Source organism: Streptomyces sp. NPDC058401 (assembly GCF_042722885.1).
In the GTDB taxonomy this organism is placed as follows: Bacteria; Actinomycetota; Actinomycetes; order Streptomycetales; family Streptomycetaceae; genus Streptomyces.
Genome location: NZ_JBHXKA010000070.1, coordinates 15,928 through 40,562, shown reverse-complemented (window position 1 = coordinate 40,562; position 24,635 = coordinate 15,928). Strand labels below are relative to the sequence as shown.

The following is a 24,635-nucleotide window of genomic DNA, read 5'->3' as shown; positions in this document are numbered from 1 at the left end:
GTTTACGGCTCGAACTTGTAGCCGAGGCCACGGACCGTGACCAGGTAGCGCGGGGCACCCGGGTCGGGCTCGAGCCCCTCCCACGTGCGCCCCTCGCACCGCTCGGCCCCAGGGGCCTCCCGGGCTTCGGGACGCTGCGCCGGCCTCCGACCGGCGACGGGACGGACCCGCCGCCTACGGCTTACGGCTCGAACTTGTAGCCGAGGCCGCGGACCGTGACCAGGTAGCGCGGGGCACCCGGGTCGGGCTCGATCTTGGCGCGCAGGCGCTTCACGTGGACGTCGAGGGTCTTGGTGTCGCCCACGTAGTCGGCGCCCCAGACCCGGTCGATGAGCTGCATGCGGGTCAGTACGCGGCCCGCGTTGCGCAGCAGCATCTCCAGGAGGTCGAACTCCTTCAGCGGGAGGTCCACCTTGGCTCCGGCGACGGTGACCACGTGGCGGTCGACGTCCATCCGGACGGGGCCCGCTTCCAGGGCCGCCGGGGTGACCTCTTCCGGCTCGCCGCGGCGGCGCAGGACCGCGCGGATGCGGGCGACCAGCTCCCGGGAGGAGAAGGGCTTGGTGACGTAGTCATCGGCTCCTATCTCCAGCCCGACGACCTTGTCGATCTCGCTGTCCTTGGCGGTCACCATGATCACGGGGACGTTGGAGCGGCCGCGCAGCTGCCGGCAGACCTCCGTGCCGGGCAGCCCGGGGAGCATCAGGTCGAGGAGGACGAGGTCGGCGCCGTTGCGCTCGAACTCGTCGAGCCCGTCGGGCCCGGTCGCGGCGATCGCGACCTCGAAGCCCTCCTTGCGGAGCATGTAGGACAGGGCGTCGCTGAAGGATTCCTCATCCTCGACGACGAGCACTCGGGTCACGGAAGGACCTCCGGGGCAGGGATGGCTGGTGCGGTGTGAGGTTCGAGCTGGGGGTGGGCGGGTGCGGAGGCCGTCGCCGGGGCCGGCGCGGCCGCTTCGGGGAGTCGCAGGGTGAACGTGGAACCCTGACCCTCCGAGCTCCAGACCGACACCTCCCCGCCGTGCGAAGCCGCTACGTGCTTCACGATCGCAAGGCCCAGGCCGGTTCCTCCCGTGGCGCGGGAGCGGGCCGGGTCCACACGGTAGAAGCGTTCGAAGATGCGCTCGCGGTCCTTTTCCGGGATGCCGATGCCCTGGTCGGTCACGGCTATCTCGATCAAGTCTCCACCCGGCGCGGTCACCCGGCGCGCGGCGATGCCGACGCGGGTGCGGGCGGGGCTGTAGTTGACGGCGTTCTCGACCAGGTTTCCGAGGGCGGCCGCGAGCTGCCCCCGGTTGCCCCATACCCGCAGGTCGGCGGTGCCGCCGGCGGCCATGGTGATCTGTTTCGCGGAGGCCGTGTGGCGGCAGCGGTCTATGGCCTCGGCCACGAGCGTGTCCACCCGCATCGGCTCCGCGTCCTCCAGGGGGTCGTCGTTCTGTACCCGGGAGAGGTCGATGAGTTCTTGTACGAGGTTGATGAGGCGGGTGGCCTCGATCTGCATGCGGCCGGCGAACCGGGTGACCGCCTCGGGTTCGTCCGAGGCGTCCATGACGGCCTCGGAGAGCAGGGAGATCGCGCCGACCGGGGTCTTGAGCTCGTGCGAGACGTTCGCGACGAAGTCGCGGCGCACGGCCTCGATGCGGCGGGCCTCGGTGAGGTCCTCCACGAGGAGGAGCACGAGGCGGGAGCCGAGCGGGGCGACGCGTGCCGAGACGGCGAGCGCCTCGCCGCGGCCGGTGCCGCGCCGGGGCAGGTCGAGCTCGACCTGGCGTATCTCCCCGTCGCGCCGGGTGTCGCGGGCCATGTGGAGCATGGGTTCCACGGCGAGCTTGCCGCCGCGGACCAGGCCGAGGGCATATGCCGCCGAGCTGGCCTTGACCACCGCGTCCCCCTCGTCGAGCACGACGGCGGAGGAGCGGAGAACGGAGAGGACGGTGTCCACTCCGGGTGGGAGCACCGCATTGATGTCGGGGCGCATGGAGCTCCGGGTGGGGCGGGCTTGGTCGCGCTCGCTCCAGCGGAACGCCAGCATCGCGATCACACCGGTGCAAAGACCGGCAATCGCTGCAGCTGCGGCGACCGCCGCGTTCACGTCCATGACTCCAGGTTAAGCAGGCCGGAGGACACTTCCACAGCCGTTCGGGTGGCACCTCGAACACTCGTCGCCCAGAGTTCACCCTGACGACCGTGCTGATTCACTTGGGATGCCGGAGTCGGTCGCGTTCGGGGTTCACCGTGGCAACGTGGGGCCGATGGCCGCACCGGCCCGCTTCCGGGTTCCGGGCAGTACTTGCAGCAGGCAGTAGCAGGTCGTAGTAGGTCGTAGTAGGTCGAGAGAGGGACACGAGACATGCGTGACGCGTACCACGAGGAACTGGACTCGATCGGTGAAGGCCTGGTCGAAATGGCCCGGCTGGTCGGCTCCGCCATCGGGCGGGCCACGACCTCCATGCTCGACGCCGACCTGAAGCTCGCCGAGAGCGTCATCGCCGCCGACCAGAAGGTGGACGACCTCCAGCACGACCTGGAGGCCCGCGCCATCGCGCTGCTCGCGCGCCAGCAGCCGGTCGCCACCGACCTGCGCATCGTCGTCACCTCGCTGCGCATGAGCGCCGACCTGGAGCGTTCCGGCGACCTGGCGCAGCACGTGGCCAAGCTCGCCCGGCTCCGCTTCCCGGACACGGCGGTCCCGCGCGACCTGCACGCGACCATCCTGGAGATGGGGCAGCTCGCGCAGCGGCTGATGGCGAAGGCGGCCGAGGTCATCATCACGAAGGACGTCGACCTGGCGCTCCAGCTGGAGCAGGACGACGACGAGATGGACCAGCTGCACCGCACGCTGTTCCAGCACCTGATGGACGACCGCTGGAAGCACGGCATCGAGACGGCGGTCGACGTGACCCTGCTGGGCCGCTACTACGAGCGCTTCGCGGACCACGCGGTGTCGGTCGCCAAGCGCGTGGTCTACCTGGTGACGGGCGAGCACGCGGACGAGCTCCAGGCCCCCACGCAGGTCGAAGGCGTCTGACCCGGGGCCCGGGCCGACGCCCGGGGCGGGGCCGGGGTTGGGGCCGAGGTTGGGGCCGGGGCTGGATCAACAACGAGCCCCCAATGCGCCGTTGACGCGGGAGCCCGGCTGGGCATGAATGAGGCGAAGGCACAACGCCTACGAGGAGGATCCATGCCCGATTCCCCCGTCCCCATCACCCCGGAGCAGGAAGCGCAGCCCCCGGAGGGCCTGCGCCTGCGCTTGCCCCTGCTCGCGGCCTGCGGCTGCGGCTCGGGCTGCGGCTGCGGCTGCCAGTCCGGCGCCCCCTGCCAGTGCGGCGGCTGAGGCCACCCGCCCGGACACCCGCAAGCGAAGGGCCCCGCCCGACACCCGTCGGCCGGGGCCCTTCGCATCCGTACCAGCGAGGAGGAGACGGCCGTGCGCACCGGCAGACCCAGCCAGGAGCAGCTGCGCCGCAACTTCGAGAGCGTCCTGACGAACGTGCTGTCGGGACGCGGAGTACGCACCGAGACGGGGCTCGACTCCCCGACGGAAAACGCCCTGTGGGCGATCCGCTACGCCTTCCCCGACGCCTCGGACGCGCTGGTGGCCGCGGCGTACCGCGCCTTCGCCGGCCAGATCGACGGCAGCAACGCGGCCGCCTGGCGCACGGAAATGGACCGCAGGATCGCCGAACGCGGGGCGCGGCCCCGCCCGCCGGGCCCACCGGGCCCACCGGCGGACCGGGGTCCCGTCCCCCGGCCCGGTCCGTAGCGGGCTCGGTCAGTACTCCTCGATCCGGGGCGGCGGCGACCAGTGGGCCGGCAGCACCTGCCCCTCGCCGCGGAAGCAGAGGACCGGGAAGCGCCGGGTCCACCACCGGCCGCCGCGCTCGCCGTTGCCCGCGTCGGGCAGCGCCATGGGGCGGGTGGCGGCGAAGAACCGGTCGTCCCACCGGTCGAGCACCGGCTGCCGGATCTCCCGGACCCGCGCGGTGAGCAGGGGCCACGCCCTGCGCAGCCCGTCGCGGCAGGCCAGGCCGTGCTCGTACTCGTACACGAACTCGAGATCGAAGCCCGCCTCGATGTCGAGCACGACCAGCCGCCACCGTGCGAGCGCCGCGTTGAGGCTCTCGCGCCCCTCCAGCACCTCCTCGGCCGCCCGCGCGGACGCGTAGTCCTCGGCCGTGAGCTCCGGGTTCACCGCTTCAGGCCCCACCAGCGCCTCCCCTTGCCGTCCCGGATCCAGTAGCCGCCGGGGTCTCCCCCTGTCACGCGGCGCCAGCGTGTGCTGCCCCGCTGAGCGGCGAGCGCGAGCGCAGCGAGCTGTCCAGGGTCGGTGGCCGAAGGCTGCTGCTCAACTGCTTTGGCGATGCTGGCGCTCTCGAAGCCGCCGCACATGCCTGGCGTGCTGCCCAGCCCGCGACCTCTGAGCGCGATCAATGGATAGCGGTTGGGGATCCGCCGCTCGCTCGTACAACTCGACTTCGAAGGCGTCCGCGTCCTCCTCGACAAGCCGTGCCAACGCGTCCCGATCCTGCTCAGCCGTCGGACGCACACGAACTTCGTCCCGCCACACCTGACCGCTCGCTTCGGCTTCGTCCACCTCGCCAATATAGGTACGAGCAGGAGGCATACGGACTCCCCTGAACCAAGATCCGAAAGAGATGGCCTAGCTCATTCCGCCACCCGCAGAGGCTCGGAAACCGGCCCTACGCCCCCCTCATGCCGAGCAGCCGGGACCGTGCGCGGGAGGCTCTCGGCAGGGCTCTGCGGCCGGATGGTCCCCCACGCTGAGGGCCCACAGGGGGCCCAGGGCAGACGAATGCCCCCGATCTGCGCCGTGTGCGCAGGTCGGGGGCATGATCGCTTTTGCTACTTCTTCTTGCCCTGGTTCTTGACTGCCTCGATGGCGGCCGCTGCGGCGTCCGGGTCGAGGTAGGTGCCGCCCGGGTTGAGGGGCTTGAAGTCGGCGTCCAGCTCGTAGGAGAGCGGGATGCCGGTCGGGATGTTCAGGCCCGCGATGTCGGCGTCGGAGACCCCGTCGAGGTGCTTGACCAGCGCGCGCAGGGAGTTGCCGTGCGCGGCGACCAGGACGGTGCGGCCGTCGAGGAGGTCCGGGACGATCGCGTCGTACCAGTACGGGAGCATGCGGACGACGACGTCCTTGAGGCACTCCGTGCGCGGGCGCAGCTCCGGCGGGATGGAGGCGTAGCGCGGGTCACCGGACTGCGAGAACTCCGTGCCGTCTTCGAGCGCCGGCGGCGGGGTGTCGTACGAGCGGCGCCACAGCATGAACTGCTCCTCGCCGAACTCGGCGAGGGTCTGGGCCTTGTCCTTGCCCTGGAGGGCGCCGTAGTGGCGCTCGTTCAGGCGCCAGGAGCGGTGGACGGGGATCCAGTGGCGGTCGGCGGCCTCCAGCGCGAGCTGGGAGGTGCGGATCGCACGCTTCTGGAGGGACGTGTGAACCACGTCGGGGAGGAGATCGGCGTCCTTCAGGAGTTCGCCACCGCGGACTGCCTCCTTCTCGCCCTTCTCGTTGAGATTGACGTCCACCCAGCCGGTGAACAGGTTCTTCGCGTTCCATTCGCTCTCGCCGTGGCGGAGGAGGATCAGCTTGTACGGTGCGTCGGCCATGCGTACGAGCCTAATGGACACACCCGTCCCCTCGCGCGCGGTGTGTACGGCATGCGGGACGGTCCCCCGATTGACGCCGGCCGTCAATCCAGTGGCTCTGGACGGCCGCTGTCCGTAGGGTCCGAACGAGTAGAGGGACGCTTACATCTCGGGGGGATTCCGTATGTCCGTTGCCAGTGTGAGACGGGCCGCCCGCGAGAGCGTGGCGGGGCTGCCCCGGGAGTTCTGGTGGCTCTGGACGAGCACGCTGGTCAACAGGCTCGGGGCCTTCGTCGCCACATTCATGACCTTGTACCTGACCCTGGAGCGGGGCTATTCGGCCTCCTTCGTGGGACTTGTGGTGGCCCTCCACGGGCTCGGCGGTGTGGTGTCCTCGCTGGTCGCCGGCGTGCTCACGGACCGGCTGGGGCGGCGGCCCACGCTGATGGCGGCGCAGGCGTCGACCGCGTTCTCGGTGGCGCTGCTCGGGTTCATGGAGCATCCGGCGGCGATCGCCGCGGTGGCGCTGCTGGTCGGCATGACCTCCAACGCCTCGCGGCCGGCGGTGCAGGCGATGATGGCCGACATCGTCCGCCCGGAGGACCGGGTACGGGCCTTCGCGCTGAACTACTGGGCCATCAACCTCGGCTTCGCCGTCAGCTCGACCGTGGCGGGCTTCGTCGCGGAGTACAGCTACCTGGCCGGGTTCCTCGGCGAGGCGGCCCTGACGCTGGTCTGCGCGGTGCTCGTCTACCTCAAGCTGCCGGAGTCCCGGCCGGAGAAGACGGCGGCGGAGAAGGCGGCCGCCGAGCCGGAGGTCGGCATGGGGACGGTGCTGCGGGACGGCCGGTTCATGGGCGTGGTCGGGCTGTCGTTCCTGATCTCGCTGATCTTCATGCAGGGCTCGTTCGGGCTGCCGCTGGCGATGGGCGCGGCCGGGTTCTCCACGGTCGACTACGGGCTGGTCTCCGCCGTGAACGGCGTGCTGATCGTGGTGCTGCAGATCCCGGTCACCCGGTTCATCGAGCACCGCGATCCGCAGAAGCTGCTGGTGATCTCGGCGCTGCTGGCCGGGTACGGGTTCGGGCTGACGGCCTTCGGCGGCTCGGTGTGGAGCCTGGCGCTGACCGTCTGCGTGTGGACGCTGGCCGAGATCGTCAACTCCCCGACCCAGATGGGCCTGGTCGCACGGCTCTCCCCGACGCACGGGCGCGGCCGCTACCAGGGCATGTACACGATGTCGTGGGCGGTGGCCTCGCTGATCGCACCGCTGATGGCGGGCTTCGCGATCGAGCACTTCGGCGCGGGCTGGCTGTGGGGGGCGACGGCGGTGCTGGGGACGGTGGCCGCGGCGGGCTACTGGCTGCTGATGCGGGGGCTGCCGCAGGCCGGGGCGGTCCCGGTGGTCCCGGTGGAGCCGGTCGTGGAGGTCGTGGAGGTCGTGGCTCCGGCCAAGGCCACGGATCCGGTGGCTCCGGCCGCCTGACCCGGCTCCGGCCGTCCGGCCCTCCTACTCCGGCTGCGCCGCCGTCCCCGACGGCTGTGTCAGGTTCTTGAAGGCGTCCAGGTTGCGCGTGGACTCGCCCCGCGAGACCCGCCACTCGTACTCCCGCCGGATCGCGCTCGCGAAACCCAGCTCCAGCAGGGTGTTGAAGGCCCCGTCCGCGGCCTCCAGGACCGTGCCGAGCAGCCGGTCGAGGTCGTCGGGGGTGATCACCGACAGGGGGAGGCGGGCCGTCAGGTAGACGTCGCCGAGCGCGTCCACCGCGTAGGCCATGCCGTAGAGCTTGAGGTTGCGCTCCAGCAGCCACCGGTGGACGCCGGCCTCGTTCTCGTCCGGGTGGCGGATCACGAAGGCGTTGACCGACAGGGAGTGCTTCCCGGCCTTGAGCGAGCAGGTGGTGCTCAGCTTGCGGGTGCCGGGGAGCTGGACCACGTACGAGCCCGGCGCCGGGCTCTCCCAGCTCAGTTCCGCGCCGGTCAGCGTCGCTTCGATGATCGCCGCGGGGTCGGTGGGGTCAGCGTCAGCCATGGTGGGAGCGTACGTGACGGCGGTGATCGTGCATCGCCCCCGTGTACACGTCCGCGGTGCCGCTCGCGGCGGTGTCCCAGCCGAAGAACTGCGCGTGCCGCGCGGCCGCCGCGCCCATCCGGTCCGACAGCTCCGGCTCGTCCACGAAGCGCCGTAGCTGGCGGGCGTAGTCCACCGGATCGTGGCCGGGTACGAGGATGCCCGTCACCCCGTCGTTGACGGCGACGGGCAGCCCGCCGACGGCCGCGGCGAGCACTGGTGTGCCGGTGGCCTGCGCCTCTATGGCGACCAGCCCGAAGGACTCGTTGTACGAGGGCATGACCAGGACGGACGCCGCCCGGAACCAGTCCGCGAGCGCGTCCTGCGCCACCGGCGGGTGGAAGTGCACGAGGTCCGCGATGCCGAGTTTCGCGGCCAGCTTCTGCAGCCCCTCGGGCTTCGCGAGCCCGCTGCCGCTCGGCCCGCCGACGACGGGCACGAACAGCCGGGCGCGCAGCTGCGGCTCCCGGTCGACGAGCTCCGCGACGGCCCGCAGCAGGATGTCGGGGGCCTTGAGCGGCTGGATGCGGCCCGCGAAGAGCGGGATGACGGCGTCCTGCGGCAGCCCGAGGCGGGCGCGGGCGGCGGCGCGGCCGTCGGCGACGGTGAAGCGTTCGAGGTTCACGCCGGGGTGGACGACGGCGACCTTGCCGGGGTCGGCCGCGTAGTGGCGGACGAGCTCGTCGGCTTCCTCGGCGGTGTTCGCGATGAGCCGGTCGGCGGCGTCGACGATCTGCGTCTCGCCGATGACCCGGGCGGCGGGCTCGGGGGTGTCGCCCTCGGCGAGCGCCGCGTTCTTGACCTTGGCCATGGTGTGCATGGCGTGCACGAGCGGGACGCCCCAGCGCTCGGCGGCGAGCCAGCCGACGTGCCCGGAGAGCCAGTAGTGGGAGTGGACCAGGTCGTAGTAGCCGGGGCGGTGACCGGCCCAGGCCTGCATGACCCCGTGGGTGAAGGCGCACAGCTGGGCCGGCAGCTCCTCCTTGGCGAGGCCCTCGTACGGGCCCGCGTCCACGTGCCGTACGAGGACTCCGGGCGCGAGCTCGACCACGGGCGGCAGGCCGCCGGTGGTGGCCCGGGTGAAGATCTCGACCTCGATGTTGATCGCGGCGAGGCGCCGGGCCAGCTCCACGATGTAGACGTTCATCCCGCCGGCGTCGCCGGTGCCGGGCTGGTGCAGCGGTGAGGTGTGCACGCTGAGCATGGCGACGCGGCGCGGCTTGCGGTGGCCGCCGACGGCGGCGGGCAGGCGCAGGCGGGGCGGCTCGTGGCGGGTGCCGGAACGGGCCGCGGCGAAACGGCCGCCGATGCTGCCGCCGATGCGGGACACGTACTGGCTCAAGGGAGCAGTTCCTCTCGCTCGGCGGCATGACGCGGAGAGCGCTGTGGGCGCTCTTCTAGGAGTGCAACCCGAACGGCCGTCCCCCGCATTCCGGGACCGCCGGTTTTCCTGCCCCCGTCCCGGATTTTTATCGCGCGGGAGCGCTCCGCTTACTCTCTGCACATGGCCTCCCGCTCCACCCCTCCCCCTCGTCGCCCCGTCGGCACGGTGACCCGCGGGACGACGAACCCGAACCGCCTGCGCCGCATGGACCGCTGGATCGCGGCGACGCACGGGGCGGCGCTGCGCCGCGCGGACGACCCGGTCGCGGTGGACCTCGGCTACGGGGCCGCGCCCTGGACCGCGGTGGAACTGCTGGCGCGGCTGCGGGAGGCGGCTCCGCGGGTACGGGTGGTCGGCATCGAGATCGAACCGGCCCGGGTGGCGGGCGCCAAGCCGTACGAGCGGGAGGGCCTGAGCTTCCGGCACGGGGGCTTCGAGGTGCCGCTGGACGGCGGGGTCCGGCCGGCGCTGATCCGCGCGGCGAACGTACTGCGCCAGTACGACGAGGAGCAGGTCGAGGCGGTGTGGGAGCGATTGCGTTCCCGGCTGGCTACCGACGGGCTGCTGGTGGAGGGGACCTGCGACGAGATCGGGCGGCGGCACGTATGGGTCGCGCTCGGGCCCGAAGGGGCGCGCACGGTGACCTTCGCGACCCGGCTGGGCTCCCTGGAGCGCCCCTCCGACCTGGCGGAGCGGCTGCCGAAGGCACTGATCCACCGCAACGTGCCGGGCGAGCCGGTGCACGCGTTCCTGCGCGACTTCGACCGGGCGTGGGCGGCGGCGGCCCCGTACGCCTCCTACGGGGCGCGCCAGCGCTGGATCCGGACGGCGCGGGCGCTGTCCGGGGAGTGGCCGCTGGCGGACGGTCCGGTGCGGTGGCGTCAGGGGGAACTCACGGTGCGGTGGGAAGCGTTGAGGCCTTCGGGGTGACTGTTGGGGCCTTCGGGGTGACCGGGGCGGCGGATCGGGGCCGGCGGGGCCAGGGGGGTCGCGGGGGCGATCGGGACGCATCGGATGGATATCCACAAGGGTGTTGGAATTCACCGACTCGTGGCACCATCCCGAAGGCAATCACAAGTTACTGACGATTAGTCAAACCGGTGTCTGGGGGGACCATGAGGAAACGACGACGGGGTTCGATCGCCCTCACTCTGCTCTGCGCGATGGCGCTGCTGTCCGCGCCCGGCGCCCTGTCCGGCACCGCGTTCGCCGCGCCGGAGCCCCAGACGGGCAAGTCCCTGGAGCAGGTCCGCAAGGACATAGAGGGGCTCTACCGCGAGGCCGGCACGGCCACGGACGCCTTCAACCTCGCGGAGAGCGAGGCCAAGACGCAGTCCGACAAGATCGTGGAGATCGCCAACCTGGTCGTCGCCGGCCAGGACCGCATCACCGCGCTGAAGGGCCGCGCGGGCGCCGCCGCCCGCGCCCAGTACCGCTCGGGCGGACTGCCGCCCGGCGCGCAGCTGGCCCTGAGCAACGACCCGACGCAGTTCCTGAACGGCAACGACCGGCTGCGCCAGGGCGAGAAGGCCACCTCGGACCTGCTGTCCGAACTGAACCGGACCCAGACCGACTTGCAGCAGTACGCGCGGGACGCGAGCGCACACTGGGAGACCCTGGAGGCCAACCGGGTCAAGCAGGAAGCCGCCAAGAAGCAGGTCGAGGACAAGATCAAGGCGGCGGAGGAGCTCGAGAGCAAGCTGGAGGCCGAACAGAAGGCCCGGATGCTGGAGCTGGAGGCGGAAGCGCAGCGCAAGGCGCAGAACGACTGGCTGTCCACGGGCGCGATGACCGGCTCCACGGGCGCGGCGGCCACCGACGCGGGCAAGCGGGCCGTGCAGTTCGCGGTCGCCCAGATGGGGAAGCCGTACGTGTGGGGCGCGGAGGGACCCGGTTCGTACGACTGCTCCGGGCTGACCTCGCAGGCCTGGCTCGCGGCGGGCAAGGCCATCCCGCGCACCTCGCAGGAGCAGCTGCGGCTGCCGAAGGTCGCGATCAAGGACATGCGGCCGGGCGACCTGATCATCTACTTCGACGACGCGAGCCACGTCGCGATGTACGTCGGGGGCGGCGCGATGGTCCACGCCCCGCGCCCGGGCCGCAACGTCACCATGGCGGGAGCGGGCTCCATGCCGATCAAGGCCGTGGTCAGGCCGGACGCGTAGCGGCGGCGGGCCGCTCGGCGCGGGGGTGGCTTCGCGGTGGCGGCCGGCTCGCTCCGGGCGCCGGCCCTCCGTGGCGGCCGGTTCGCCGTCACGGTCCGCCCGCCGTGACGGTCCGCCCGCCGTGACGGTCCGCCGCCGGTGCGGGCCCGTCTCGCTGGGCGGGATGCCGTACCGCTCCCGACCCCTCCCGCCGTGACGTTCGTCATTCGCCGACACGGACTTTCCCACCTGATAACGGCATATGCCGGAGCCCCGCGCCGGACCCGCCATTCCGCTTCCCTCGTCCCGCGGCTAGGGTCGCCGGACGAGCGAACCCCCGAGGGGGCGGGAAGGAACCGGAGACGATGCCCGTACCCGTACCGCGGCAGAGGGACATCCCGGGCACCGAGAGCGGCCCGGGCGCCATGTCGTCGCTCACCCTGCTGGTGATCGAGGACGACCCCGCCGGCGGCCTCACCGTCCCCGAGATCCTCGACGCCGACGGCCACCGCATCCGGCTGCGCAGCGCCCGCAACCTCACGGAGGCGGCCCGGCTGCTCACCCCCGACGTGAACTGCGTCCTGCTCGACCTCTCGCTCCCGCACGGCCCGGGCGCCGGCACCGGCTCCGGCGACGCCGCCGATCCGTTCGCCGCGCTGCGCCAGGTGCTCCGCATCGCCCCGCGGCACGCCGTGCTCGTGCTCACCTCCGAGGACGACGCGGAGCGCGCCGCGGAGGCCGTACGGGTGGGGGCCCAGGACTTCCTGTTCCGCGACGAGCTCGACGGGCGGCTGCTGAGCCGCGCCATCCGGTACGCGGTGGAGAGAAAACGGGCGGACATCGCCCAGTACAAGCTTGCAGAATCGAAACTGCGGGCCCAGGAGAACGCCCGGCTGGAACGCGGGCTGCTCCCGCACCCGCTCCTGGAGGGCTCCGACCTCCGCTTCGCCGCCCGCTACCGCCCCGGCCGCAGCCGCGCCCTCCTCGGCGGGGACTTCTACGACACGGTCCGCACCCCCGACGGCACCGTCCACGCGATGATCGGGGACGTCTGCGGACACGGCCCCGACGAAGCCGCCCTCGGCGTCGAGCTGCGCATCGCCTGGCGGGCGCTGACCCTGGCCGGGCTGTGCGGCGACGACCTGCTCGCCACCCTCCAGGAGGTCCTCGAAGTCGAGCGCCCCTGCGAGGAGATCTTCGCGACGCTGTGCACGGTGGACATCGCCCCGGACGGACGGCGCGCGGGCCTGTGCCTGGCGGGCCATCCGGCCCCGCTGATCTCCCGGCCGGGCCGCCCCGCGCGACTGCTCCCGTACGAGAACAGCGGCCCGGCACTCGGCCTGCTGCCCCGGGCCCGCTGGCCGCGCCGCCAGGTGGAGCTGGGCGGCACGTGGAGCCTGATGCTCTACACCGACGGCCTGATCGAGGGCAGGATCGGGCAGGGCAAGGAGCGGCTGGGGCAGGACGGCATGGTCGAGATGATCAACCGCCACCTGGCCGACGGGCTGAGCGGCGAAGGCCTGCTCGAAGCATCCGTGACCGAGGCCCGCCGCCTCAACGGCGGGGAGCTGACGGACGACGTCGCCGTCGTCCTGCTCTCGCGCGCCGAGGGCTGACGGCCGGGCGCTCCCCGCCCAGCTGCCCGTAGGCCCGTAGGCCCGTAGGCCCGTAGGCCCGTAGGCCCGTGTCCGGCTAGCGTCCGCCGTTGTAGGGCCCGTACGGCCCGTCGCTGCTGCTGCCGCCGCGCCGGCCGCCACCGCCGCCACCGCCCGAGACCTGCTTGAGCGCGGGACGGACGTCGACGAAGAAGACGATGCTGGCGACCAGTCCGGCGATCTGCAGGAAGAGCATCCCGAGGAAGAAGTCCACGAGCACGGTGATGCCGAGGATGACCAGCCAGAAGGTCTTGGTCTGCTTCCCGGCCGCCCGGTAGGCGTCCTCGCGCGCCGTCAGCGCCAGCACGAAGGCCACCACGGCGAGCCCGAGCATGGCGTACCCGAGCAGCGGAAGCACCGCTCCATCGAACCCGTTCATCAACATCGCCTGACCGCCTTCTCACGCCTCGCTCGCCGGATGCCGCCTGCCTCCACGCTACCGGCAGAGCCTCTTTCCCAAACCACAACGGACCGGACGCCCCGCGGGTGCCCGGTCCGTCACGATGAAATCAGCTCTCGTCGGCCGGCTCCGCGACGGGCTCGGCGGCGGCCTTCTTGGCCGCGGCCTTGCGCGCGGGAGCCTTCTTCGCCGCGGGCTCGGCGGCGGGCTCCGCCACCGGCTCGGAAGCCACCGGCCCGGCGGCTTCCGGCTCCACGACCACGGCGATGTCGACGATCTCCTCGGAGACCTCGCCGCGCCAGGCCCGTACGGCCTGCTCACCGTGCTCGGCGACCTTGTCGTAGGCCTCCTTGGCCTTGACCGCGTACTCGGCGGCCACGCCGACCCCGCGCAGCGCGAGGTCCTGGGCGGTCTCGCCGAGCTTCTTCGCGTCGATCGCGCCGAGCACCTCGGCGACCGTGGCGGTGACCGCCTCCTGCGCCTCCTTGGCCTTCCCCTTGGCCTTCTCCTGCACGGCCTTCGGGTCGGTGTTCTTCACGGCCTCGATGCGCGCGGGGGCCTCGGCGCGCAGCTGCTCGATCAGCCCGGGCACCTTCTTGGCCTGCTGCACGGCGAGGTCGGCGGTGCCGGCGGCGAAGTAGAGGGGGGTCGGGTCGGTGAGGGTCTTCTTCAGGTCATCGGCGATGGCCATGTGGTGGTCCTCCCGGATCACAGTCTCAGTTCGTGCGTACTCGGTTCGTGCGTACTAGTTCGTGCGTACTTCTTCGTGCGTGCTCAGTTCGCAGGGCGCGTCCCGGCATCGCCGTCGCCGGCAGCTTCCGCTCCCGCCTCGGCCTGCGCTTCGCCCTGCGTCTCGTCCTTCGCCTCGGCCTTCGTTTCGGCCTCGGCGGCGTTCTCCTTGCGGAAGGACTCGTAGATCTGGAGCAGCACCTGCTTCTGCTGCTCGCTGATCGACGGATCGGCGAGGATCACGGCCCTCGTCTCCACGGCGTCCCGGTCCCGCTCGTCCAGGATTCCGGCCTGCACGTACAGCGTCTCGGCGGAGATCCGCAGCGCCTTGGCGAGCTGCTGCAGGATGTCCGCGCTCGGCTTGCGCAGCCCGCGCTCGATCTGACTGAGGTACGGATTCGACACCCCCGCCGCATCGGCCAGCTGCCGCAGCGAAAGCTGTGCCTGCCGCCGCTGCTCGCGCAGGTATTCGCCGAGGTTCCCGACGTTGAGCGATGCCATGCCCCGATCCTGCCGCACCGTGCTAACTATTGCAAGCAGCTGCTTGCAATAACTCCCACCCTCAGCAGCCGAAGCGGAGCCCGGGGCGGACCCAGAGGGTCAGGTCGCTGCTGGTGGCGACCGCCAGGGTGAGACCGGAGGGGGAGAAGCCGGCCGCGCGGAGTTCCGAGTATTGGGAGTGGAAGACGTGCCACCACGTCCCTCCCGGCGGCCCCTCGTGGACCCCGCCGTCGGCCGAGAGGATCACGCGGTCGTGGGGCCAGTCGGGACGGACGACGTCCAGGGTCCAGCCGTCCGGTGTGGTGCTGTGCAGGCCGCCGCCGAAGAGCCCGGCGATGTGCACCCGGGCGCCCTCGATCGGGCCGAGCCCGGGGCACGTGAGGTCCGGCGCGGCATCGGGTGTGCTCGTGTCGGGGTCGGGATCCCGGTCGCGGGCGATCTCCTCGCCGGTGACCGCGTCGAAGAGCCCGTGCCCGTCGCCGGACACGACCATGACGAGGTCGTGCCCGCTGCCGGGGTCGACGGCGAAGCCGATGCCGAGCAGACCGCCGATAGGGGTCGTGCGATCCAGCACCGGCCGCCAGGGCCCCGGGGCCTCCATGACGGGCGCCGCGATGTAGCGCTCGCGCAGCTTCTGCTGGTACTCCGTGATCAACTCGCCCCCCTCCTGTCCCCCGCCTTCGCGAGGCCCTGCCATCGCAGGACCGGCTACGGAGCCTTCGCGATGATGACCGTTGCGTAGTACTCCTCCGAGGTCACCGCGCGGACCGTCAGGCCTGCTGCCGTCAGGGCCGAGGCGGTGACCGGGGACTGGCGGGTGCTCGTCTCGATCAGGAGGGTGCCGCCCGGTGCGAGCCAGGGCGGGGCGCCGGCGGCCACCCGGCGGTGCACGTCCAGGCCGTCCGCGCCGCCGTCCAGGGAGACGGGCGGCTCGTGGTCGCGGGCCTCCGCCGGGAGCAGGCCGATCTCCCCGGTCGGGACGTACGGGGCGTTGACCACCAGGACGTCGACCCGGCCCCGGAGCCCGGCGGGCAGGGCCGCGTAGAGGTCGCCCTGCCAGACCCGGCCGCCGTACGGGGCCAGGTTGCGCCGGGCGTAGGCGAGCGCGGCCGGGTCGATGTCCGCCGCGTGCAGTTCGGCCCCCGGCACCTGCGCGGCCACGGCGGCGCCCAGCGCGCCCACCCCGCAGCACAGGTCCACGAGCACCGCGCCGGGCCGGGTCGCCTCCACCGCCTCCCGCGCGAGGAACTCGCTGCGCCGGCGCGGCACGAAGGCCCCCTCGCCGACGGCCATCCGCAGCCCGCAGAACTCCGCCCAGCCGACGACGTGTTCCAGCGGCTCGCCCGCCACCCGCCGGGCCACCAGCCCCTCCAGGTGCCCCGCGTCCTCGGCGGCGGCCGTGAGCAGCTCCGCCTCCTCCTCCGCGAAGACGCAGCCGGCCGCCCGCAGGGTTTCCACCAGTGTTGCCAACTAGCTCAGTCCTCCACGCCTCAGAAGATGTCCGGGCACCACGGCCGGCGCGCCGTGCGGAACACCGCGTCCGCGAGGGCCAGCGCTCCCGGACGCGCCTCCTCGATCGCGCCGAGCGCCGCCAGCCGCACCGCGGACCCGTCGCCCAGGTACAGCGACCCCAGTGTGCCCACGTCCAGGCGCAGGTCGGCCGGCTCCTCCGTGCGTACGCAGTCGCCCGCGCCCGCGTCCAGCCGGTAGCGGCCGCCCGCGGGACCGTTCTTGTCGGTGACCTCCAGGACGAGGACCCCGGGGACGGCGTACGTCCGCGCGCCGAGGGCCCGTACGACGTCCAGCACCCGCACCCACAGCAGGTCGGAGGCGGTCAGCAGCCGGGCGGCGCGGGCGTCGGGCAGCAGCCCGGTGACGATGTCGTCGGGGGCGCGGTAGCCGGTGCGGACCTTCACCACCCAGTCGATGGAGAAGAGGAAGTGCCACAGCGCCCGCTCCGCTTCCGGGGTCACGGCGAGCAACTGCCGTACCTGCACGGTGTTCTGCGGGACCTTGGCGTCGGTCCAGTGGTCGTCGGCGGTGTACCGGACCAGGCCGGCCACCTCGCCCCGCGCGGTCCGGTAGACCGCGTGGAAGGACGGCGTGTACGGGTTGTGGGACAGCGTCTCCGCGCCCGTGGCCACCCTCCACCACCGGGCGTCGCGGCTCACCACGCCCGGGGTCACCGCCCGCAGCCGCTCGTGCAGGACCGGGCCCAGCTCGCGCACCTCGGCCTCGTCCACGAGGTCGATCCTCCCGCCGTCCCCGGGGAGCGCGGCGCGCGGACCGAGGCCCGTGCGCGGCAGGTCGATCTCCCACTCCGCGAGGGAGGTGGCGGGCCCGTACCCGTACCGTCCGTAGATCGGGTACTCGGCGGCGATCAGCGTCGACAGCACGTCACCGCGGGCCTGGGCGGCGGTGAGCTCGGCGGCCATCATCCGGGTCAGCAGGCCCTGCCGGCGGTGCGTGGGCAGCACGGACACGTTCGTGACGGCGGTCGACGGGACGAACCCCCCGCCGGGCACGGTCAGTTCCTGCGGGAAGGAGCGGAAGCCCGCCACGCACCGGCCGGTGTCCGCGTCGAACGCGCCCTGCGTGCGGGTGAAGTCCAGGGCTTCGGCCAGCTGGGCGAGGTCCGCGGCCGTGCCGCGCGCCGCGTTGAGGGACCCGATCCGCTGCGCACGCAGCCATTCGGGAAGTTCGGATGCGGCGATCGGCCGGACGTCAGCACTCATAGCCTCACACGCTAATCGGACCGGCCCGCGCCCGTCGCCCGCATTTCCGCGGGCCCCGCGCCGCCGCCTCCTCAGGCCAGCAGGTCGTCCACCTGGGCCTCGCCCTCCCGGTAGCGCCGGGTGATCTCCGCGCTGCAGCCGTCGGCCGTGCGCTGGAGCTGCTGCCGGCGCCGCGAGACCTGCTGCTCGTAGCGCACCAACTTGCCCATGCCCTCGTGGAGTTCCTCGTCCGTGCGCGCGCCGAGGTCCGACAGCTCCACGTCGGAGAGCATCTCGGCCGCCAGCAGCCGGTACTCCTCCCCGTGCGGGGTGCCGAGCGTGACGTGCCGGGCCGAGGCGCTGCGGCTGGAGGGGGCGTCCGCGAGGATCTCCGAGAGCCGGTCCACCACCGGCGCCTCGGGGTCCGTACGCCGGGCGAGCTCGGCGCGCAGGATGTCGATGCGGCCCTGGAGGATCCGGCGTACGTAGCTCAGGTCGGCCTCGTCGCGCTGCGCGTCGCGGCGCAGTCCGCGCAGCTCCGGCAGGCCGAGCGCGGTGGTCGCCGTCGCCGGGGTGTCCGAGGCCCCGGTCCGCTGGGCGGGCGGTCGCGGCGCCGTGGTCTCGGCGGATGCCGCGGATGCCGCCGGTGCGCCGGGTGCGCCGGAGCCCATGGGTCCGATGGGCGCAGAAGCAGATCCAGAAGCAGAACCAGAAGGCGAAGCAGGTGCAGGTGCAGGTGCGGAGGTACCAGAAGTATTCATGCGTTCGTGTCCGTCCCCTCGACCGGTGCTGGGGGCACCGCCTGCGTGCATCGTGCCACTCCGCATGGTCCCCACGCAGTCCCACTCCACCCGATCGGCCCCGGACGGGTGCAAGCCTGGTACACAGGTGGTATGCGAGCAGTGGTGCAGAGGGTGGACGGCGCGAGCGTCGTGGTGGCCGGCGAAACCGTCGGGGAGATCGTCGGGGAGGGGCTGTGCGTCCTGGTGGGGGTGACCCACGACGACACCCCGGAGAAGGCGGAGCTGCTGGCGCGCAAGCTCTGGTCCGTGCGGATCCTGGAGGCCGAGAAGTCCTGCAGCGACGTGAACGCGCCGCTGCTGGTGATCTCCCAGTTCACCCTCTACGGAGACGCCCGCAAGGGCCGCCGTCCCACATGGAACGCGGCCGCGGGCGGCGCCTTCGCCGAGCCGCTCGTGGACGAGGTCGTGGCGCAGCTGCGGGCGCTGGGTGCGACGGTGGAGACGGGCCGGTTCGGCGCGGACATGCGGGTCTCGCTGACCAACAACGGCCCGTTCACCATCGTCATCGACATCTAGCGCGACCGCTACGGCGTTACGGCGCTACGGCGCTACGGCGCTACGACGACCTCCTGTGCGGCGGCCGTCTTGCCCACCAGCAGCGGGGCGTCCACCGGGACGTTCCGCTTGATCAGCGCGAGCGCGATCGGGCCCAGCTCGTGGTGGCGGACCGAGGTGGTCACGAAGCCCAGCTGGCGGCCCTCCTCCCCGTCCGCGGCGAGCCGTACGGGCGCGCCGTGCGCGGGGAGCAGCACCTCGGAGCCGTCCAGGTGCAGGAAGACCAGCCGGCGCGGGGGCTTCCCCAGGTTGTGGACGCGGGCCACGGTCTCCTGGCCGCGGTAGCAGCCCTTCTGCAGGTGCACGGCGGTGCCGATCCAGCCGAGCTCGTGCGGGATGGTGCGGTGGTCGGTCTCCAGGCCGAGCCGCGGCCGGTGCGCCTCGACGCGCAGGGCCTCGTAGGCGAGCAGTCCGGCGACCGGGCCGTGGGAGCGGGCGAAGGCCTCCAGCCCGTCGCGCGGCAGGAACACGTCGCGGCCGTACGGGGTCTCGCGTACGGCGAGCTCCTTGGGGACCTCGGCGATGGAGCCGGCCGGCAGGTGCACGACGGCGAACTCGGCGGTCCGGTCGGCGACTTCCACCCGGTAGAAGAAGATCATCGACTCCAGGTAGGCGATCAGCGCCTCCTGGGTGCCGGGCTCGACGTGCATCCACATCGTCTCGCCGTCGTCCACGAGGTAGAGCGCGTGCTCGATGTGACCGTTCGCGGAGAGGATCAGCGCCTCGGTGGCCTCGCCGGCCGGGAGCGCGGTGACGTGCTGAGTGATCAGCAGGTGCAGCCAGCTCAGCCGGTCCGAGCCGGTGACGGTGACGACCCCGCGGTGGGAGAGGTCGACGAAGCCGCGTCCGTCGGCGAGTGCGCGCTGTTCGCCGTACAGCTCTCCGTAGTGGGCGGCGACGCCCTCGTCGCGGCCTTCGGCCTGTACGGCGCCGGGGAGATGGAGCAAGGGGCTGCTGGTCATGCCACCAGCGTACGACCCCGCCCCGGGCGGACCTAGGGCGTGTCCGCAGAGGCGCCGTGCCTACGGGGCCTGGTGGTGCTTGGCGGCGCAGTTCTTGCAGCGGCCGAAGATCGCGAAGTGCTTCATGTCGGTCTCGAAGCCGAAGGTGTCGCGGAGCTTGGCGGTGAAGTCGGCGGCGATGTCCACGTCCGCCTCGATGACCTCGGTGCAGTCGCGGCAGACCAGGTGGATGTGGTGGTGCCGGTCGGCGAGGTGGTAGGTGGGGGCTCCGTGCCCGAGGTGGGCGTGCGAGACCAGCTTCAGCTCCTCCAGGAGCTCCAGCGTGCGGTAGACCGTGGAGATGTTGACCCCGGAGGCCGTTCTGCGCACCTCTACGAGGATCTCGTCGGGGGTGGCGTGCTCCAGGGCGTCCACGGCTTCCAGCACGAGCTGGCGCTGCGGGGTCAGGCGGTATCCGCGCTGGCGCAGGTCGCTCTTCCAGTCGCCGCCTTCGGCGGCGGCGAGGTTCTCGGTGCTGTCGGTGGTCACCACCCGGCCAGTGTAGGCCTCGGGTCCGTCCGAGGGGAGCGGGGAGGCGGTGCGGGACCGGGCGGGAAGGCGCCGCGCGCATGCGGGAGCCCCCGGCGGCCGGGGCGGCCGGGGGCTCCTGTGCGCGCTTGGTGCGTCTGCGGCCTCTGCGGTCTGTCCGCGGTGCGACCGCGGTCTCTGCGGTCTGTCCGCAGTGCGTCCGCGGTCTAGCGGAAGAAGGCGATGCCGTCGTCCGGCATGTCCGGAAGGTTGCGCGCCATCTCCGCGACCTCCTCGGGCGTGACGACCTTCTTCAGCTGGGCCGACATGTACGGGCGCAGCTCCACCTCGGGGGTGGCCTTCTCGCCGACCCACATGAGGTCGCTCTTCACGTAGCCGTAGAGCCGCTTGCCGCCGCTGTACGGGCCGGAGGCCGCGGTACGGGCGACCGCGTCGGTGACGACGTCGATCTGCGGCTTCTTGTCGGCGAGCTCGCCGTACCAGACCTCGACGACGCCCTGGTCGCGGACCATGACGATCTCGACCTTGCGGTCCTTGTCGATGCGCCAGTAGCCCGACTCGGACTCCAGCGGCCGCACCTTGTTGCCCTCGGCGTCGAGCACCCAGGTGTGGGAGGTGTACTCCAGGAAGTCCCGGCCGTCGTGGCTGAAGACGACTTCCTGGCCGAAGTTGCACTTCTCCTCACCGGGGAAGTCGAAGACGCCTGCGCCCTCCCAGTTGCCGAGGAGGAAGGCGAGGGGGACGAGACCCGGGTTCAGGTCGGACGGGATCTGGATCATGGATGGCTGCTCAGCTCAGGCGATCTGTGGGAGGGGTTCCGGTATCCGGGGCGGTCTGCGGCAGATCCGAGGGGATCAGCGCTGGCCCTGGTACAGCTTCTTCACGGCCAGTCCGGAGAAGGCGAGGACGCCGACGCAGACCAGGACCAGCAGGGAGGTGAAGACTGCCTCAAGCACGGGGTGCTCCTCGGTGTTCTCAATGGTTTCAAGGTGGCGTTACGGGGCCGGTCCCCAAGCCTACTGGCCTGGGGACCGGGGCACCGTGTGAGGTGGCCCGTACGAGGGGCTCCGGGCTAGCGGAGCAGCTGGTACTGGAGGATCACCGCTTGGTGCAGCGGGACCGTGGGCACGGCGCCCTTGCGGGTCTGGATGACCACGGCCTGGATGTCGCCCGACTGGACGCACCCGAGCCGGCTCTCCTCGTCCCCCGCGGGTTTGGCCTCCTGGTACAGGCTGACGTCGGCCGCGCTGCGCCAGCCGGGGGTGCCGTCGTTCGCGGCTCCGGCCAGCTCGTTCTTCTGCGCGTTCTTGACGTTCCGCCACTCTTCGTCGGCCCCGACGGCCACGGCACCGACCAGCCGCGTGTTGATGGTGCAGCCCTGGAAGGCGTCCACGAAGCCGGGGGCGTGGAAGCGCAGCAGGTAGACGTGCGTGCGCGTGCCGTCCGGAGTCGTCCACGCGCGGCCCGCCACCTGGCGCAGCCCCTCGTTTTCGAGGGTCTCCTTCAGCCTCGCCCGGTCCTCGGCGAGGTACTCCTCCAGGAAGGCGTCGAGGGGGAGCAGCCCGTCCTTGTCCGCCTTGAACCCCGCCTCCGGCACGGCCGTCTCGGGAGCGGGCAGGAGCAGGCTCCCGAGCGTCGCGTAGTGGGTGCCGAGGGGATTGTCGGCGGCCCCGGGCAAGGGTGCGCCGGCCGGCAGCGTCGGGTAGGCGAGCGGCGGGTAGACGAGGCGGCCGTCGGACTGCGTGGAGAGGCCGGGGACGTCGGTGCGCTCGGGCTGGGTGATCCCGTACGCGACTCCCGTGCCGACGGCGCCGAAGACGAGTACGGCGGCGGTCCAGCGCAGCGCAGCGAAGAGCTTGCGGCGGTCCTTGGGCCCGGCGGCGGGCACCGGTTCCGCCGGCGCGGCGAAGGGGATGCCCGGGGCAGCGTCGGCCGGGGCCTCGGGGGCCTCGGGTACGGCTGCGGTGGTGGTCTGCTCGCTCACACGGACTCCCCGGGGGACTTCAGGTGCTTCAACTGGCTCGTGAAGAGTGCGGTCGCGTCCTTGGCCGAGAACGGCTTGGCCCCGTACATCCGGAAGCTCACCAGCACGTCGCCTTCGAGGGACACGCACTCGACGGTGTCGATCTTGTCCTCGGCCTTGAGCTCGTCCTCGCCGAGCGTCTGCTGCGCGCACTTGGCCTCGGGGAAACCGTCCACCTTGGGCGCCTCGCCCTCGTCGCCGGTCAGCTCCAAGAGCTTCTTCCCGAACTCGGAGAAGCCTGCGAGGGCCTTCCCGTCGGCCTGTGTGAGGTGGACCTCGGCGACCCATTGGCGCTTGCCGTCGGCGTAGCTGCGCCCGGCCAGCCCCTTGAGCTTCAGGTCGGTCAGCATCTTGTCCCGCGCGGCGCGGTGGTCACCGGAGAGGCCGGTCTTCGCATCCTTGAAGGTCTGGAGCGCGCGCTCCCCGGAAACGTAGAAGTCGTTCCCCTCCAGGTGGATGTCGGGACCGGGCCCGTACCCGTCGGGGAACGGCAGGAGCTTGGCCGTCAGGTCGTTCACCGGCACGATCGGAAGCGCCGGGGCCGACACCGTGGGCTTCGGGCCCTCCGGCACCCAGTAGCGCGTCGGCGCGCTCCGGTCCGCCTGGTCCATGCGCTCCGACGCCCAGAACCCGCCGCCCGCGAGGACGGCGAGACCCAGCCCGCCCGCGATCAGCGCCACCGCCTTGCGGCCGGGCTTCCGCGGGGGCTTCGGGCCCACGGGCTGCTCGGTGCTCTCGGGCTCGGCGGTCAGGGGCTCGGTGCTCACGGGCTCGGTGCTCACGGGCTCGGTACTCACGGGCTGCTCGGTGCTCACGGGCCGCTCGTTCTCCTCGTTGTGCTGCTGCTCGCTCACAGCCGCTCCCACTGTCGCTTGGTCACCTCGACGAGGTGGCCCTCGTCGACCGTGCCGCGGTTGTTCACGTACTCGATCTCCATGACGATGTCGCCCCGACGGGCAACGACCCTCGCGGACCGTATCGGGAGGTAGCCGGGCTTCTCCTTGCTCTTCGAATAGATCCACATGTGGGCGAAGGGCGCCGGGATCCCGGGGACGTTCTTGCCCCCGTTGCCCGCGTACCCCTCTTCGCCCAGGTAGTAGTGGTCGTTCTGGTACCCGTCCGCCCCTGAGCGGTCGCGGTACTGCAGCAGCCGGACCACGAAGAACTCCTGGTCCTTCTCGGACCACGCCCGGGTGGTGATCCGGCGTACGTCCTGGCCGATCTGGTACCCGAGGCCGCGGTTGGGATGCTCGTAGTACTCCGCGGCGAACTCGTCCGGGGACTCGCCGCCGGACATGTCGAGCTTCGCGCCCGCGGGGGCGTCCATCAGCAGCTTCGTCAGGTCGTCGTCGGTCTTGACCCAGCGGTTGGCGTTGATGGAGCGCAGCGTGGTCGAGTCGTTCGGGGCCACCGGCTTCGGGGCCTCGCCAATCACCTGCGCCAGCGGGGCCAGCGGGGTCGGTTGGCGGTCGTACTGGATCGCGTAGCCGGTGGCCGTGCCCGTCAGGGTGCCGAGGGCTACGGCGGCTGCGATCAGGAGGAGCGTGCGGCGGCCGCGGCGGCGGCCGGGGGTGGGCGGAGTTGCGTCCGCAACGGCGGTCGGGGCCGCGTCCGGAGTGCCCGGTTCCGGGCTACTCTCCCCCTCTTTTCGCTGCTCAGGGATGGTCTGTTCGTGTTCCAAAGGGAGTCCCCCCACAGGACTGGAGTCGCGGACCGTTCGTCCGCGTACCCACAAGACACCCTGCCGTGGGGAGATGTTGTGGTCACCCTTATTACATTTTTATATCGGCTGGTTTCAATCCTCGTGACGCCGTTTTCCATCCAGTTCGTCCCACCACTCGTCGGACTTCGCGTCACCCGAGGGGTCGTCCCACCAGCGGTCGTCGGGGCCGCGCCGGTTCGCGACCATCGCGGCGACCGGGGGGATGACCATGGCGACCACGCACAGCGCCACGGCGGCCTCGACGGACCACAGGCGCACGAAGGACCAGGCGGAGACGAAGAGGAACAGGCATCCGCCCATGAGCAGGAAATAGGCGCGCCGGCGCCGGGCGTACATGTCTCCAGGGTAGAGCCGGCGCCCGCTCCCGGGGAGGCCCGGGACGACACGAAGGGCCGCACCCCGATCCGATGGCGTCCAACCCCCGGGGGTGCGGCCCTTCGGCCGGTCATACGGTCATACGTTCACACAGGTGCGGTGCTCAGACCGCGATCGCCACGTCCGTGACGCCGCCGGACTCGACGACGACCACGGCGCGGTCCGCCTGGGCGCCACCGGGCACCAGGGCGCGCAGCGTCCAGGAGCCCTCGGCCGCGTAGAAGCGGAACTGGCCGGTGGCCGAGGTCGGGACCTCGGCGGTGAACTCGCCGGTCGAGTCCAGCAGGCGGACGTAGCCGCTGATGGGCTCGCCGTCCTTGGTGACCTGGCCCTGGATGGCCGTCTCACCGGGCTTCAGCGTGGCGAGGTCGGGCCCGCCGATCTGTGCTCCACACATGTTCTCTGTCCTGTCCTAGAGAGGTACGACTACCGGGGCGTCGCGTGCCCCGCGTGCTTGCC

The 24,635-nt window shown here is 72.0% G+C and carries 29 protein-coding genes; 8 read left to right on the top strand and 21 right to left on the bottom strand.

The annotated features are described in order from the left end of the window. Positions 1–181: 181 nt before the first annotated feature. On the bottom strand, positions 182–862 hold the full coding sequence (locus ACFWNV_RS24465; RefSeq protein ID WP_007265514.1) for a response regulator transcription factor: 681 nt from the start codon (positions 860–862) through the stop codon (positions 182–184). Further along, the gene (locus ACFWNV_RS24460; RefSeq protein WP_383950837.1) at positions 859–2,103 is read right to left on the bottom strand and encodes a sensor histidine kinase; all 1,245 of its coding nucleotides are present in this window, start codon (positions 2,101–2,103) and stop codon (positions 859–861) included. Before ACFWNV_RS24460 ends, ACFWNV_RS24465 begins: the two co-directional genes overlap by 4 nt. Positions 2,104–2,355: 252 nt before the next feature. Between ACFWNV_RS24460 and phoU the strand changes: the two genes are divergently transcribed. The 3 genes from phoU (at position 2,356) to ACFWNV_RS24445 (ending at position 3,768) form a co-directional block, all read left to right on the top strand. Next, positions 2,356–3,033, top strand: a complete 678-nt coding sequence (gene phoU, locus ACFWNV_RS24455; RefSeq protein ID WP_030858619.1) for a phosphate signaling complex protein PhoU — start codon at positions 2,356–2,358, stop codon at positions 3,031–3,033. 153 nt (positions 3,034–3,186) lie between these two features. Then, positions 3,187–3,339, top strand: a complete 153-nt coding sequence (locus ACFWNV_RS24450) for a hypothetical protein (protein WP_243339483.1) — start codon at positions 3,187–3,189, stop codon at positions 3,337–3,339. A gap of 93 nt (positions 3,340–3,432) precedes the next feature. Beyond that, entirely contained in the window at positions 3,433–3,768 is a 336-nt protein-coding gene (locus tag ACFWNV_RS24445; RefSeq protein WP_383950832.1) for a hypothetical protein, read from the top strand. A gap of 9 nt (positions 3,769–3,777) precedes the next feature. On the opposite strand, the gene ACFWNV_RS24440 is transcribed toward ACFWNV_RS24445, so the two are convergent. Together ACFWNV_RS24440 and ACFWNV_RS24435 are read right to left on the bottom strand one after the other, a co-directional pair. Beyond that, a complete protein-coding gene (locus tag ACFWNV_RS24440; RefSeq protein WP_383950830.1) occupies positions 3,778–4,212 on the bottom strand; it encodes a hypothetical protein in 435 nt (144 codons plus the stop codon). 656 nt (positions 4,213–4,868) lie between these two features. Beyond that, a complete protein-coding gene (locus tag ACFWNV_RS24435) occupies positions 4,869–5,630 on the bottom strand; it encodes a phosphoglyceromutase (RefSeq protein ID WP_383950826.1) in 762 nt (253 codons plus the stop codon). 163 nt (positions 5,631–5,793) lie between these two features. Here ACFWNV_RS24435 and ACFWNV_RS24430 point away from each other — a divergent pair, with 163 nt between their 5' ends. After that, positions 5,794–7,095: an MDR family MFS transporter gene (locus tag ACFWNV_RS24430; protein WP_383950823.1), complete on the top strand. Its 1,302-nt coding sequence runs from the start codon at positions 5,794–5,796 to the stop codon at positions 7,093–7,095. A 24-nt stretch (positions 7,096–7,119) separates the two neighbouring features. Here the strand turns inward: ACFWNV_RS24430 and ACFWNV_RS24425 are convergent, their stop codons facing one another. Together ACFWNV_RS24425 and mshA are read right to left on the bottom strand one after the other, a co-directional pair. Then, positions 7,120–7,641, bottom strand: coding sequence for a YbjN domain-containing protein (locus tag ACFWNV_RS24425; RefSeq protein ID WP_383950820.1), 522 nt, complete (start codon positions 7,639–7,641; stop codon positions 7,120–7,122). Further along, entirely contained in the window at positions 7,634–9,022 is a 1,389-nt protein-coding gene (mshA, locus tag ACFWNV_RS24420; RefSeq protein WP_383950817.1) for a D-inositol-3-phosphate glycosyltransferase, read from the bottom strand. Before mshA ends, ACFWNV_RS24425 begins: the two co-directional genes overlap by 8 nt. A 162-nt stretch (positions 9,023–9,184) precedes the next feature. On the opposite strand from mshA, the gene ACFWNV_RS24415 reads away from it, so the two are divergent. The 3 genes from ACFWNV_RS24415 (at position 9,185) to ACFWNV_RS24405 (ending at position 12,824) form a co-directional block, all read left to right on the top strand. Further along, positions 9,185–9,994: a class I SAM-dependent methyltransferase gene (locus tag ACFWNV_RS24415; RefSeq protein WP_383950814.1), complete on the top strand. Its 810-nt coding sequence runs from the start codon at positions 9,185–9,187 to the stop codon at positions 9,992–9,994. A 185-nt stretch (positions 9,995–10,179) separates the two neighbouring features. After that, positions 10,180–11,229, top strand: coding sequence for an NlpC/P60 family protein (locus tag ACFWNV_RS24410; protein ID WP_383950811.1), 1,050 nt, complete (start codon positions 10,180–10,182; stop codon positions 11,227–11,229). A gap of 344 nt (positions 11,230–11,573) precedes the next feature. Beyond that, complete coding sequence (locus tag ACFWNV_RS24405) at positions 11,574–12,824, top strand: PP2C family protein-serine/threonine phosphatase (protein WP_383950808.1); 1,251 nt, start codon at positions 11,574–11,576, stop codon at positions 12,822–12,824. A 76-nt stretch (positions 12,825–12,900) separates the two neighbouring features. Here the strand turns inward: ACFWNV_RS24405 and ACFWNV_RS24400 are convergent, their stop codons facing one another. The 7 genes from ACFWNV_RS24400 to ACFWNV_RS24370 all read right to left on the bottom strand — a co-directional run bounded on the left by ACFWNV_RS24400 (position 12,901) and on the right by ACFWNV_RS24370 (position 17,878). Next, positions 12,901–13,248 carry a DUF2516 family protein gene (locus ACFWNV_RS24400; RefSeq protein WP_383950805.1) on the bottom strand — a complete coding sequence of 116 codons (348 nt, stop codon included), beginning with the start codon at positions 13,246–13,248 and terminating at the stop codon, positions 12,901–12,903. Positions 13,249–13,372: 124 nt separating this feature from the next. Then, a complete protein-coding gene (locus ACFWNV_RS24395; RefSeq protein ID WP_383950803.1) occupies positions 13,373–13,954 on the bottom strand; it encodes a hypothetical protein in 582 nt (193 codons plus the stop codon). 83 nt (positions 13,955–14,037) lie between these two features. Next, the gene (locus tag ACFWNV_RS24390; RefSeq protein ID WP_383950800.1) at positions 14,038–14,493 is read right to left on the bottom strand and encodes a helix-turn-helix domain-containing protein; all 456 of its coding nucleotides are present in this window, start codon (positions 14,491–14,493) and stop codon (positions 14,038–14,040) included. A 61-nt stretch (positions 14,494–14,554) separates the two neighbouring features. Beyond that, positions 14,555–15,148 (bottom strand): hypothetical protein, encoded by a 594-nt coding sequence (locus ACFWNV_RS24385; protein WP_383950797.1) that lies wholly within the window; start codon positions 15,146–15,148, stop codon positions 14,555–14,557. A 53-nt stretch (positions 15,149–15,201) separates the two neighbouring features. Then, on the bottom strand, positions 15,202–15,963 hold the full coding sequence (locus ACFWNV_RS24380; protein WP_383950795.1) for a putative protein N(5)-glutamine methyltransferase: 762 nt from the start codon (positions 15,961–15,963) through the stop codon (positions 15,202–15,204). A 20-nt stretch (positions 15,964–15,983) separates the two neighbouring features. Then, entirely contained in the window at positions 15,984–17,228 is a 1,245-nt protein-coding gene (locus tag ACFWNV_RS24375) for a GNAT family N-acetyltransferase (RefSeq protein WP_383950792.1), read from the bottom strand. A gap of 71 nt (positions 17,229–17,299) precedes the next feature. Next, positions 17,300–17,878, bottom strand: coding sequence for an AmfC protein (locus ACFWNV_RS24370; RefSeq protein WP_383950789.1), 579 nt, complete (start codon positions 17,876–17,878; stop codon positions 17,300–17,302). 222 nt (positions 17,879–18,100) lie between these two features. On the opposite strand from ACFWNV_RS24370, the gene dtd reads away from it, so the two are divergent. Then, positions 18,101–18,526, top strand: a complete 426-nt coding sequence (gene dtd, locus ACFWNV_RS24365) for a D-aminoacyl-tRNA deacylase (protein WP_375954174.1) — start codon at positions 18,101–18,103, stop codon at positions 18,524–18,526. Between the two features lie 32 nt (positions 18,527–18,558). On the opposite strand, the gene ACFWNV_RS24360 is transcribed toward dtd, so the two are convergent. From ACFWNV_RS24360 to ACFWNV_RS24325, 8 genes are all read right to left on the bottom strand, one after another. Then, on the bottom strand, positions 18,559–19,527 hold the full coding sequence (locus ACFWNV_RS24360; protein ID WP_383950785.1) for a YgfZ/GcvT domain-containing protein: 969 nt from the start codon (positions 19,525–19,527) through the stop codon (positions 18,559–18,561). A gap of 60 nt (positions 19,528–19,587) precedes the next feature. Next, the gene (locus ACFWNV_RS24355; protein WP_383950782.1) at positions 19,588–20,058 is read right to left on the bottom strand and encodes a Fur family transcriptional regulator; all 471 of its coding nucleotides are present in this window, start codon (positions 20,056–20,058) and stop codon (positions 19,588–19,590) included. A gap of 203 nt (positions 20,059–20,261) precedes the next feature. Next, entirely contained in the window at positions 20,262–20,834 is a 573-nt protein-coding gene (locus ACFWNV_RS24350) for an FABP family protein (protein ID WP_250744595.1), read from the bottom strand. Positions 20,835–21,127: 293 nt separating this feature from the next. Then, positions 21,128–22,039 carry a hypothetical protein gene (locus ACFWNV_RS24345; RefSeq protein ID WP_383950780.1) on the bottom strand — a complete coding sequence of 304 codons (912 nt, stop codon included), beginning with the start codon at positions 22,037–22,039 and terminating at the stop codon, positions 21,128–21,130. Beyond that, positions 22,036–22,932 carry a hypothetical protein gene (locus ACFWNV_RS24340; RefSeq protein ID WP_383950778.1) on the bottom strand — a complete coding sequence of 299 codons (897 nt, stop codon included), beginning with the start codon at positions 22,930–22,932 and terminating at the stop codon, positions 22,036–22,038. Before ACFWNV_RS24340 ends, ACFWNV_RS24345 begins: the two co-directional genes overlap by 4 nt. Then, positions 22,929–23,759: a hypothetical protein gene (locus tag ACFWNV_RS24335; protein WP_383950776.1), complete on the bottom strand. Its 831-nt coding sequence runs from the start codon at positions 23,757–23,759 to the stop codon at positions 22,929–22,931. The genes ACFWNV_RS24340 and ACFWNV_RS24335 overlap by 4 nt, the downstream gene beginning before the upstream one ends. A gap of 114 nt (positions 23,760–23,873) precedes the next feature. Then, positions 23,874–24,137, bottom strand: a complete 264-nt coding sequence (locus tag ACFWNV_RS24330; protein WP_250744599.1) for a DUF3099 domain-containing protein — start codon at positions 24,135–24,137, stop codon at positions 23,874–23,876. Between the two features lie 142 nt (positions 24,138–24,279). Then, the gene (locus ACFWNV_RS24325) at positions 24,280–24,573 is read right to left on the bottom strand and encodes a DUF1416 domain-containing protein (protein ID WP_383950773.1); all 294 of its coding nucleotides are present in this window, start codon (positions 24,571–24,573) and stop codon (positions 24,280–24,282) included. Positions 24,574–24,635: the final 62 nt, after the last annotated feature.